This is a genomic window from Halobacillus hunanensis (genome assembly GCF_900166655.1).
GTDB classification, from domain to species: Bacteria; Bacillota; Bacilli; order Bacillales; family Halobacillaceae; genus Halobacillus_A; species Halobacillus_A hunanensis.
This window is the reverse complement of record NZ_FVZB01000005.1, coordinates 562,475-574,874: the sequence shown is the minus strand read 5'-3', so window position 1 is coordinate 574,874 and position 12,400 is coordinate 562,475. Positions and strand designations below refer to the sequence as shown.

Sequence of the window (12,400 nt, the reverse complement as noted above, 5' to 3'; positions counted from 1 at the left end):
TAGAGATGATTATTGGCATCCCGAAGGAAATTAAGAACAATGAGAACCGCGTGGCCATCACCCCATCAGGTGTCGTCAACATCATGAAGGCTGGGCATACAGTTCTAGTTGAAACGAATGCAGGAGTTGGCAGTAATTTTACAGATGAAGAATATAAAGCATCTGGCGCCACCATTATTGAAAGCGCTTCAGACGTTTGGACAAAATCAGAAATGGTTATGAAAGTGAAGGAACCTCTTCCTTCTGAATATGTCTATTTCCGCAAAGGCCTCATCTTATTTACGTATTTGCACCTTGCAGCAGAGCCTGAATTAACGAAAGCTTTAGTCGAAAATGAAGTAACTGCCATCGCGTACGAGACAGTTACCGTTAACAATACCCTTCCATTGCTGACACCAATGAGTGAAGTAGCGGGACGCATGGCTTCACAAATCGGTGCCCAATATCTTGAGAAATCTTACGGCGGAAAAGGAATCCTCTTAAGCGGCATCCCTGGTGTTAATCGTGGAAAAGTAACAATCATCGGTGGCGGAATTGTTGGTACAAATGCTGCCAAAATTGCTGTTGGACTGGGCGCACACGTTACCATTCTCGACTTGAACCCGAATCGTTTACGCGAGTTGGATGATCTGTTCGGTTCTGACGTGCAGACACTGATGTCTAATCCATTCAATATTGCTGAATCAGTGGAAGATTCCGACCTCGTTATTGGCGCTGTCCTGATCCCAGGAGCTAAAGCACCTAAACTGGTATCAGAAGATATGGTCAAATCCATGAAACCAGGCTCTGTTATCGTAGACGTAGCGATCGACCAGGGCGGTAACTTTGAAACCGTTGATCACATCACAACACACGACGATCCAATTTACGAAAAACACGGCGTTCTTCATTATGCGGTTGCCAACATTCCAGGGGCTGTTCCGCGCACAGCTACCATTGGATTAACAAACGTAACTGCTCCTTATGCGTTACAAATTGCCTCTAAGGGCGTTGTCAAGGCCATTGAGGAAAACAAAGCGATCGAACAAGGATTAAATACCGTAAACGGAAACCTTACGTATGAAGCTGTAGCCCGCGACCTCGGTTATGACTATGTGCCTGTTAAAGACGCATTAAAAGAATTTACACACGCATAAGGAATGGGGCTGTCTCTATGGACAGTCCTTTCTAATCAAAAACCCCTGATTTGTTTATGTTAATAATTACAGAAAATGAGGTACACTATAAATAGATAACTATATAATAATAAAGACTGAACGGTGCTGGAACACCATTCAGCCTGAGTGTGCAATAGCCCTTCAAGAGGGCGGCTCACGTTAGGGATAAAGATAACCACCTAATCGCTTGCTAGGCTAGGGTGGTTATTTTTTGTTTGACAATATGGCAACAACCAAGGTTTGCAAACGAGATCATAAGAAACAAGGTCTCGAATACTGTCATGCGGCATCACCCCCTTTCAAAAAAGGAAGTGAACCTCCACCCATGAACAAGCCTTATTACACTATTCTATTATAGCAAAAATTTCTATTCCGTAATAACTGAAATAGTGGCTGTTTTCCAAATAGTGTATTGCACAGCAACCCTTATTTCCTTCCCTTGCTTAATTTAACAAGATAAATATCTCTCACCAGATTTCCCATTTGCCGCATCAGATTATATTCGCCATTGAGCAGCTCACCCACTACGAAAGACCTGATAAGGGAACCAACATACAGCAAAACTATAATAAACAATACTAAAATCCCCATGGTCCCCGTAGCTTCCTCAAGACTGGTAATCTCATTTGAAAATACATACTGAATATACTGGATCCAGACGGGAGCTGCGATGGCCGCCATAATACCCCAATTGATTAAAAAAGGGACCTTTAAATCTTGAGCTTTTTTATCAACTAACTGTATCAAATACTCGAACTGATACGGTTCCACAATACCGCTTTGTTGAAGATGCTCTGCGAAATCTTCTTTCCTTTTATAGAAAACATCTAAAGGTGATTTCTGATGGTAGACTTCCTTCGCAATCCTGCTTTTTTCACTCCTTACGTAAAGCATAAATAACACAATCGGAATAAAGGATAACAGCACTAACCACTCTATCCCCAGCCAATAGGAAACATAAAGTAATCCCAGCGACACTACGACAGCCATTAAAAATAAAAGAATAAACAGCCATTTTTTCATATGTTTAAAATACACATTCCAAAAAGACATGTTCTCCTTATAAAAGCTGAATAGTTCATAGACCAAAGTGATCACCTTTTCGCTATTTTTTAGTCAGCCAGTCACTTTCTAATAGATTCCTTGTTCACCTTTTCCCTATGCTTCAAAATATAAAAAACCACACTCCATTTGTGTGGTTCTCATTCAGCTATAATACCTTTTTCAAATCCTTTTCGATTTTCTTCGGGTCAGTCGTAGGAGCATAGCGTTCCACAACCTGCCCATTACGGTCAATCAGGAATTTGGTGAAATTCCACTTGATGGTCGATGAGAGAATTCCCCTTTGCTGGTTCGTTAAAAATGTAAACAACGGATCTGCTTCTTCCCCTTTTACATTGATTTTATCAAACATCCAAAAACTGACCCCATAGTTTCTCTGGCAGAATTGCATCGTTTCATCCATCGAATCAAACTCTTGGTTATTAAATTGATCGGAAGGAAACCCTAAAATCTCCAACCCTTCATCGTTGTGGGCGTTATACAGTTCCTGAAGTCCTTTAAATTGAGGTGTAAAACCGCATTTGCTCGCGGTGTTCACAATAATCATCGGCCTGCCTTTAAAATCCAGCAATGATTTCATCTCACCATCCGTTTTTTTCACCTCATAGTCATATACAGTAGACAATGGACTCTCCTCCTCTTTAGTTCCATCATTCCTTTTTTTGTAACAGACAAAACCCATCTCACGTAAGTTTACTAACCGAATCCCTGTAAACAAACTTGTAAGGAATTATGATTCGCTTCGCAGGCTCTTGTTTATTTACTGTTTTCTCGATTAATGCCTTAGCAGATTGGGCACCGAGTTCATAAATATTCACATCAACCGTAGTTAAAGCAGGCCGGGTAATTTCAGATAAATAAACATTGTTAAAACTAACCAGCGACATATCCTGTGGAATACGAAGACCGTATTCTTCCAGTGTACTTAAAACACCGAGGCTGATTAAATCATCACTAACCACAACAGCAGTTGGCCGCACCTTAAGCGACAATAATTGTTCAACAGCTTCGCGTCCACCTGACTTCAGAAATTCAGTATGGATTTTGTATTCCTCTAAGTTTGGAATATCGAGGTTGGCCATGGCCTCCTCATAGCCTGTTTCACGATCCATCGTTACAAATAAATCCTTTGAACCGCCAATAAAAGCAATCCGCTCATGGCCCTGCTCAATCAAATGTTCTGTAATCTCTTTCCCCGCTGTTAGATTATCATTATCAACGTGTGTAATTTCAGCACTGTGTTCATAAGGTTTTCCTACCATAACAAAAGGAAAGTCCTTTTCCCGCAGGAAATTCATTACCCTGTCATTAACTCGTGAATACAGCAAGACGACACCATCTACGTAACTTCCATATACCATTCGCTGAACTTCAGTAAATATTTCATCTTCCGTTTTCCCACTTGAAAGGGTAAGGGAATATTGCATGTCATGTGTCACAGAACTGATTCCACGCAAAATCTCCGGGAAAAATGGATTTTGCAGAGCTTTATCAGCCGATGCTGGCATGATCACTCCAATGGCCTTTGTTGACTTCACGACAAGGTTGCGCGCATTAATATTGGGATAATACCCCAAATCCTTCATCGCTTTACGCACCTTCTTCTTAGTAGCCAAACTGATCCTTGGATTATCTGAAATGACTCTGGACACAGTAGAGGATGATACACCCGTTGCCTTTGCTACGTCACTAATTGTTACCAACATTCTCACCCTCTACTAAAAATTTTCTATATATGTGTGATTTATTATACCATTCTGACCTTCTAATAACCTAGACATGCTTCTCATGTATAAGTTTATCCCTTTGACCCTCCGGCTGTTAATCCGGAGATAAGGAATCGCTGAAGGTAAAGGTACACAGCCGCGATAGGAACCGCCACTAGAATCGATCCTGCAGCAAATCTCGTAAAATTGTTAGCAAACTGGTCGTTAATAAAATTATACAGTCCAACCGCCAATGTATAATTGTCCGCGCTTGAAAGCACTATGGTTGGAAGCAGAAAGTCAAATAAAGGCATCATAAAGTTAAATAAGGCAACAACCGCCAAAATCGGCTTGGCCAACGGAAGCATAATACTCCAGAACACTCTTAAATGACCAGCACCATCTATCCGGGCAGCTTGGTCCAGTTCGCGAGGGATCGTATCAAAGTACCCCTTAACAAGCCAAGCGTTAAAAGGGATCTGTCCGCCCAAATAGATAAGGATTAAGCCTGTAAGTGTATCAAGCAAGCCAATCATATTTAAGAAAATATATAGAGCAACCATCGCCATCATGACAGGAAACATTTGTAAAAGCAAAAATACATATAATCCATTTTTTCTTCCTACAAATTGATAGCGGGAAAAAGCATAGGCAACCAGTGATGTCAGAATCACACTGCCTATAGCAGTTGCTAAAGAGACAATCAGAGAGTTTTTGTACCATAATAAATAATCACTTTCTTCACTAAACAGCCACTCATAATGGTCTAAAGAGAAGGATTCCGGGATGATCGAGGAAGAATATAAACTACTTCCTTGGTTAAAGGACATCCCAACTGTCCATGCCAGAGGGTAAAATATAATAATAGCCACGATCGCGAGTATGATATAAATGGCTGTAACTTCCCAAACTGATTTCTTTTTTTGATTCATTATATTTCCCCCTCCTCTTTAAATGATCTCGTTCGTCTAAACTGATAAAACGCAAATCCCGAAACAAATAAGCCCATAATGATGGAAATAGCTGCTGCCATGCTGTAATTGTTGGTGTCAAAAGTTAGTTTATACACCCAGGAGATGAGGATATCTGTCCCGCCGGCATTTTGCCCTCGCACAGGAGGTCCACCTTCATTAAACAGGTAGATCACGTTGAAGTTATTAAAGTTCTGGGCATATTGCATAATGAGTAATGGTGCCGTTGCAAACATGACATGTGGAAGTGTAATATGTCTGAATTTCTGCAAACGGGAACCGCCATCTACATCTGCTGCTTCATACCAATCCTTCGAAATACTTTGCAGAACACCTGTAAATAATGCAAAAATAAATGGAAATCCCAGCCACGTCTGTACCATAATGATCGCAATTCTGGCATAAAACGGGTCACTTAGCCATGGGAGGCCGTCACCACCAAGGAGGGGAATGATAATATCCCTGTTTATGGCACCAAAATCATCATTAAACATAGCAGAAAAGATCAGAATCGTAACAAATGCAGGTACGGCCCATGGCAGAATTAGAATCGTACGAATCAATTTTTTAAATTTAATGCGCGGATCGTTAACAAGCAAAGCAAGAAATAGACCAAGACCAATTTGAAGTGTAGTGGCTACCACTGTCCAGACAATTGTCCATGAAAATACACTGATGAACGTGTCTTGCCAAATAGGTACGGTAGCTAAATTCACAAAGTTTTCGAAGCCTACCCAATCTACTAAGTTTCGAGGTGGAGAATTATATAGGTTGTAGTTCGTAAACGCTAATAACACTGAAAATAGCAACGGAAAAATCACGACAAAAATCATGAGGACTAACCCAGGGAATGTCATTAAATACGGAAACGCGTGATCATAAAACGTCCTCATACTCTCTTTCAAGCCCATTGGTTTCCAGCCATTCTGAATCTTACGCGCCTGGTTCCTTGCATCCACCACATTATAAATATAAAGCGATAAAGCAAAGAAAACACCAATTAAAGAAAGAACCCCGAAAACTAATAACCGGATAGAATGATCAGTCCCCGGAATGGTTCCCAGGGTACGTAAGCCCCATAGTCCATAATTTATCGATTCTAGCAGCGTTACTATAAAAGCCAATTCAACGATAACAAAAGTGAACCCTTTTAATAATCTGCGGTTATACAGTTGTCCCAGCCCTGCAAATAGTATGGACAAAATCATGGCCACTTTGGGATTATGTTGTTTTTTCCTCGGACTTTTTCTCTTTGATTTATCTTCGTACTCTTTCAGATCTGGTATAGCCAATGAATAGGCCTCCTTTCATACGTCTGGAATACTATCTACTTTGATGAAGATTGAAAAGAAAGGAGCTGGGACATCACTTTACTTTTTAAGTGAAAGACGAACGGTGTAATGGTTTAGCGGAGAAAATATACGAAGACTCCCGCGGGAGGAAAGGCCTAGGTGAGACCCCGCAGTGCGCCAGCACGAGGAGACTCAACAGCCGCCCGCGGAAAGCGAAGTATATTTTCGTAGCAAGTTTTACACGCAATCGTAGTTTCTGCTTAGTTCGGATTTTCAATTGATAAAACACTTTTGTCCCAGCCACTCCTTCTTCAACATAGATTTATTGACTTGCCCCGCTAGATTGTATTTTGGTGTTAATCTGATTCACAGCTTCGTCCAAAACAGCTTGTACATCTTCTCCTTCTGCTATGAACTGTAATGCATTATTCATTGGTTCCCACACTTGAGACATTTGCGGTGTACTAGGCATAGGTACGCCGTATTTCACTTGTTCCGCAAATACGTTATAGATTGGATCCTCAATCGATTCAAGGGCATTGGTATTGGTTGGCAATTCACCAGCCGTTTCAAAATAGTATTGGAGATTTTCTTCGTTGGTCATAAATAGAGCCAGATCTTGAGCCCAATTTTTATTCTCAGAGTAATAAGAAACCATCCATGATTTCACTCCTACCAATGTCTTACCAGTCTCCCCATTTATTTTTGGAAATGGTGCAAAGCCAAGACTGTCACCCAAAGCTTCTTTATATCCGGCGATACTCCACGGTCCATTAATCACTGCACCTACTTTTCCAGCCGTGAAAAGACCATCTACAACATCTGTCGTTGTTCCTGGTGGAATTTTTTCTGATCCAAAAAAGGACTGGAACAGTTTACCGCCTTTTACGGATCCTTCGTTGTTTAAACCAATGTCTGTCGTATCAAATTCACCCGTATCACCGCCAAATATATACCCCCCAAAGTTTTTAAAGAAAGGAAAAGCAAAATATAGATCATTAGGTTTCATTAAGAATCCATATTCGTCTTTTGATGGATTGGTATGCTCTTCAAGAATCGTTTTTAAATCATCAATCGTTTCAGGTGCATCCGATACGATGTCTTTATTGTAAAAAACACCATACGTTTCTAGAACAGCCGGAACTCCATAAATAGCGGTTTCACCTTCATATTTATAACTAACAGCCTCAACAGCCACGTCACTGTATCCACTCAACTCTTCGTCTGATAAATCAAGAGGTTCTGCAAGCCCCTGCGCTACAATATTTCCAATTTGATCATGAGGCTGGAAGAATAAATCCGGCCCGTTCCCCTCTGGACCAGCCAGCGATAATTCCTGCACTTGATCCAGCATTGATTTTGGTACGACATTTACTTTAATTCCTTCCTGCTCTTCGTAATCTGCTGCAATCTTTTCAATAGCTGCCAATTGTTTCTCCTCATCATTTGCCCAAATCGTCAGCTCTTCAGGTTTTTCAGCAGTCCCATCGGAACTTGTGTCTTGCTCACTTGTTACCTCTTCACGATCTGGCGCACACGCCACTAACAAAAACAGTAATGATAGAAATGCAAAAAACGAAATAAATGACCTTCTTCCTCCCATGCGATCTCTCCTTTTAAAAATAGATTTGTACCTTAAGCAGAACTTGCGAAAGTTTTGTGCAATCGCTTGCCTGCCAATTTGAAAATCATTTTACAGTTAATCCAATTTAGTTGCAAGCGGTTTCAGATAAATATCTGATTTTTTTGAAAAGATTCGCTGTGTTGTAGGGTTATTATTCGGACATTTAATAAATAGGTATATTAACCTATGTACAATCGTGTCAAATTCGCGTATTAATAGAATTATCAGAACAATCATTTATAAAATCCGAGGGCCATGCTTTTGTTCTCTGCAAACAACCCCGACTTTTAATTTAAAAGTCGGGGTTTATTTTATGGAAAGGAGGATTAACCAAAAAAGGATACATTAATTAAGGAGGAGATTCTGTTGGCTAAAGTAATCAGCATTTTTATGCAATCGCTTGCTCTAACTTTTTTATTCCTCAGTACGTTTATGTTGTCGTCCATCCATGCCGAAGCATCAAGTGATGTCGACTACTCTAACGATGTAATCTATCAAATTGTAACGGATCGATTTTATGATGGTAATCCAGAGAATAATCCTACGGGTGATATTTACAGTGAAGATTGCAGTAATCTTCATAAATATTGCGGTGGTGACTGGCAAGGAATCATTGAAAAAATAAACGACGGCTATTTAACAGATATGGGAATTACAGCTATTTGGATATCCCAGCCGGTAGAAAACGTTTATGCCTTACACCCAAGTGGCTATACATCTTATCATGGATACTGGGCAAGGGACTACAAAAAATCAAACCCGTATTTTGGAAGCCTTTCCGATTTTGATCGATTAGTTGACACAGCGCACGCAAATGGAATTAAGGTGATTATGGATTTCACCCCGAACCACTCTTCTCCGGCTCTTGAGACAGACCCTGCTTATGCAGAAAACGGAGCCGTCTATGATAACGGAAATTTACTAGCTTCCTATTCAAACGATAATGAGAATTTTTTTCATCATAATGGCGGAACTGATTTCTCCTCTTATGAAGACAGTATTTATCGAAACTTATACGATTTAGCAGATTATAATTTAAATAATGAAGAAGTCGACCAATATTTAAAAGAATCTATTAAGCTCTGGCTGGACAGAGGTATTGATGGAATTAGAGTAGATGCAGTTAAACACATGTCACAAGGTTGGCAAGAATCATTGATGAGCGAAATCTACAGCCACCGTCCTGTATTCACTTTCGGTGAATGGTTTTTAGGCAAAGGAGAAGTCTCTCAACAAAATCATTATTTCGCTAATGAAAGCGGAATGAGCCTGCTTGACTTTCGATATGGGCAAACTATTAGAGAGGTATTAAAAAATGGTTCAGCCAATTGGTATGATTTTAATTCAATGATTCAGAATACAGCAGAAAATTATGATGAGGTTATTGACCAGGTAACGTTTATTGATAACCATGACATGAGTCGTTTTTCTGACGAAAATTCCTCAAACCGATCCACGGATATGGCTTTAGCAGTTTTATTGACATCCCGCGGCGTACCTACCATTTATTATGGGACTGAACAGTACTTGACAGGCAGTCATGATCCTAATAACCGAAAGCCTATGAAGAATTTCGACAGATCCACAAGTTCCTATGAAATCATCAGCCAATTAGCACAGGTGAGACAATCAAACCCTGCACTTGGCTATGGGGATACCGAAGAACGTTGGATCAATTCTAATGTTTATATTTATGAAAGACAATTTGGCAATAACATTGTACTAACGGCTGTAAACAGTGGAGATTCCCCTCAAAACATCACTAATTTAAAGACCTCTTTACCCGAGGGTACTTATAGTGATGAACTTGACCAGATATTAGACGGCAATGCTATTTCAGTGAATCAAGATGGTGCTGTTGATTCGTTTCAGTTAAGTCCAAAAAGTGTAGCCGTTTGGCAATTTAAAGATCCCTCTGCAACTCCAATCATTGGACATGTTGGACCGATGACAGGAAAAGCAAGAAACACAATTACAGTTAGTGGAGAAGGTTTTGGCTCATCAGAAGGCAGTGTTCAATTTGGTTCTACAAATGCAGACATCCTATCCTGGTCTGATACAGAAATTAAAGTTAGTGTTCCAGATGTAACCGCAGGAAAGTATCCTATTACTGTGACAAGTGCTAATGATATTCGCAGCAACAAGTACGACGAATTTGAAGTATTAACAGGCAAACAAATAGCCGTAAGATTTGGTGTAAATAATGCTTATACAGAGCCTGGAGAAAATGTTTATATAGTTGGTAATGTTAACGAGCTAGGCGATTGGGATCCTGATAAAGCAATCGGGCCAATGTTTAATCAAGTAGTTTATAACTATCCTACTTGGTACTACGATATTAGTGTCCCAGCCGGTAAAGAAATAGAATACAAATTTATTAAAAAAGATAGCTCTGGGAATGTAGTTTGGGAGAGCGGTTCAAACCATACCTACACAACACCTGCCAAAGGAACGGATACAGTCATCGTAAATTGGCAATAAAGTTCATTGACAAGATAGAGTGCTTTCACTAAGTTAATAGTATCTAATATGAGGGCAATGCTTTGTTGTAACAACAACCCCGTTTTCCTGTCTGGAAAGCGGGGTGTTTTTCTATCTTCTATGTGATCAAGCAACATTCCACTATAACATTCAGAAGCTTTTGTACTTATGAAAGGAGAGTTTCACATGATAAAAGAAGCCATTTACCATCGTCCAAAAGATAACTTCGCCTATGCGTATGACGCCAATACCCTTCACATTACACTACAGACAAAGAAAAACGATATGGACGCTGTGTCACTTGTGTTCGGCGATCCATATGACTGGAAAAATGAACAATGGCAGACAGCGAGCAGAAACATGATAAAATCCGGGTCGACCAGTCTTCATGACTATTGGTTTATCGACGTTAAACCAGAATTCCATCGGCTTCGATACGGGTTTAAGTGTACGAATGATTCTGAAACGTGTTTTTATACAGAGGGCGGCATATTCTCCTCCCTGCCTGAGGAGATTGCAAACTACTTCTGTTTCCCGTATGTAAACCCTATTGATGTATTTCATGCCCCTTCCTGGGTGAAAGACACATTATGGTATCAAATATTTCCGGAACGCTTTGAGAACGGGGATCCCAACCTAAACCCTGAAGGTACTTTACCCTGGGGCAGCCATCAACCAACACCCACAAACTTTTTCGGGGGAGATTTCCAAGGTGTGATCGATCGCCTGGATTATTTAGTGGAGCTTGGCATTAACGGAATCTATTTTACTCCTATTTTTAAAGCGTATTCCAATCACAAATACGATACGATCGATTACATGGAAATAGATCCTCAGTTTGGGGATAAGGAAACGTTCCGGCGTTTAGTTCAAGAATGCCATAAACGCGGAATTCGTATTATGCTGGATGCAGTATTTAACCATAGCGGCTATTATTTCCCACCATTTCAAGATGTATTGAAAAAACAGGAGCAGTCCGAATACAAGAATTGGTTCCATTTATGGGATTTCCCGACATCACCTGAAGGGAGCCAACCGAATTATGACACATTCGGATTCGTCCCGTCGATGCCGAAACTTAATACAGAAAACCCCCATGTGAAGGATTATTTACTGAAGGTAGCAAAGTATTGGGTCGAAGAATTTGATATAGATGGTTGGCGTTTAGATGTTGCCAATGAAGTGGATCACGCGTTCTGGCGGGAATTCAGACAAGCGGTAAAAAGTGTAAAGCCTGATGCTTATATTCTCGGTGAAATTTGGCATGACTCTATGCCTTGGCTTCAAGGAGATCAATTTGATGCCGTTATGAACTACCCATTCACAAATGGGGCTATTGATTTTTTTGCGAAGGAAGAAATTAAGGCTTCGGAGTTCATGAGTTCCATCACTAAGGTTCTCCACATGTATCCAGCTAATGTGAATGAGGTTTCATTTAATCTACTTGATAGTCACGACACACCAAGAATTCTTACACTCGCAAATGCGGAACGAGAACGGGTGAAGCTTCTCTATTTGTTCCAGATGTCCTTTGTCGGCACACCTTGCATTTATTATGGGGATGAAATTGGAATGGCTGGCGGACATGATCCCGGCTGCAGAGGGTGCATGGAATGGGATGAACAGAATCAGGACAGGGAAATGCTTCAATATGTACACATGCTTATCAATCTCCGTAAAAATAACCCTGTGTTTGGAAATGGCGGCAAGTTCCGGTTTATCTTTTCAGATGATGAGCAGAACTGTATCGCTTATGAAAAATTCAATTCGGAACACAGTCTTATTTTTATAATAAACAATAGTGAAAGTGCTAAAGTACTGTCCAGTAAACAAGTATTCTCTACCAATTATGAGCAACTAACAGAGTGGACGATAGCCGATGGATCGACACTTAATAAAAAAATGAAGGCTAACTTATCACAAATAGAACTTCAACGATATGAATTTCGGATTTTTGAGCTGAAACAGGCTAATAAATTATAGTAAGTGAGCACAGACCTTCTTTCCTGCAACGAATGGAAGTTACAACCAAATAAGTACTAGTTCGTTGGCGTTACCAGTCAGTTAAAACCATAGATTCTTCCTTAATCTTTTTGAAACAGGAAAT

The 12,400-nt window shown here is 40.2% G+C and carries 9 protein-coding genes; 3 read left to right on the top strand and 6 right to left on the bottom strand.

All coding sequences use genetic code 11. The annotated features are described in order from the left end of the window. Positions 1-5 precede the first annotated feature (5 nt). A complete protein-coding gene (gene ald, locus B5354_RS03840; RefSeq protein ID WP_079526071.1) occupies positions 6-1,136 on the top strand; it encodes an alanine dehydrogenase in 1,131 nt (376 codons plus the stop codon). Positions 1,137-1,583: 447 nt separating this feature from the next. Here the strand turns inward: ald and B5354_RS03835 are convergent, their stop codons facing one another. The 6 genes from B5354_RS03835 to B5354_RS03810 form a co-directional block, all read right to left on the bottom strand. Continuing rightward, entirely contained in the window at positions 1,584-2,210 is a 627-nt protein-coding gene (locus tag B5354_RS03835) for a hypothetical protein (protein WP_139377050.1), read from the bottom strand. 157 nt (positions 2,211-2,367) lie between these two features. Beyond that, complete coding sequence (locus tag B5354_RS03830; RefSeq protein WP_079526067.1) at positions 2,368-2,844, bottom strand: glutathione peroxidase; 477 nt, start codon at positions 2,842-2,844, stop codon at positions 2,368-2,370. 58 nt (positions 2,845-2,902) lie between these two features. Further along, on the bottom strand, positions 2,903-3,925 hold the full coding sequence (locus B5354_RS03825; protein ID WP_139377049.1) for a LacI family DNA-binding transcriptional regulator: 1,023 nt from the start codon (positions 3,923-3,925) through the stop codon (positions 2,903-2,905). Between the two features lie 92 nt (positions 3,926-4,017). Then, positions 4,018-4,857 (bottom strand): sugar ABC transporter permease, encoded by an 840-nt coding sequence (locus B5354_RS03820; RefSeq protein WP_079526065.1) that lies wholly within the window; start codon positions 4,855-4,857, stop codon positions 4,018-4,020. Continuing rightward, positions 4,857-6,104, bottom strand: coding sequence for a carbohydrate ABC transporter permease (locus tag B5354_RS03815; RefSeq protein ID WP_079526763.1), 1,248 nt, complete (start codon positions 6,102-6,104; stop codon positions 4,857-4,859). The genes B5354_RS03820 and B5354_RS03815 overlap by 1 nt, the downstream gene beginning before the upstream one ends. Before the next feature lie 406 nt (positions 6,105-6,510). Then, on the bottom strand, positions 6,511-7,791 hold the full coding sequence (locus B5354_RS03810) for a sugar ABC transporter substrate-binding protein (RefSeq protein ID WP_079526063.1): 1,281 nt from the start codon (positions 7,789-7,791) through the stop codon (positions 6,511-6,513). A 411-nt stretch (positions 7,792-8,202) separates the two neighbouring features. Here B5354_RS03810 and B5354_RS03805 point away from each other — a divergent pair, with 411 nt between their 5' ends. Together B5354_RS03805 and B5354_RS03800 are read left to right on the top strand one after the other, a co-directional pair. Continuing rightward, positions 8,203-10,293: an alpha-amylase family glycosyl hydrolase gene (locus B5354_RS03805; protein WP_139377068.1), complete on the top strand. Its 2,091-nt coding sequence runs from the start codon at positions 8,203-8,205 to the stop codon at positions 10,291-10,293. Between the two features lie 186 nt (positions 10,294-10,479). After that, positions 10,480-12,276: a glycoside hydrolase family 13 protein gene (locus tag B5354_RS03800; protein ID WP_079526059.1), complete on the top strand. Its 1,797-nt coding sequence runs from the start codon at positions 10,480-10,482 to the stop codon at positions 12,274-12,276. The last annotated feature ends 124 nt before the right edge of the window (positions 12,277-12,400 follow it).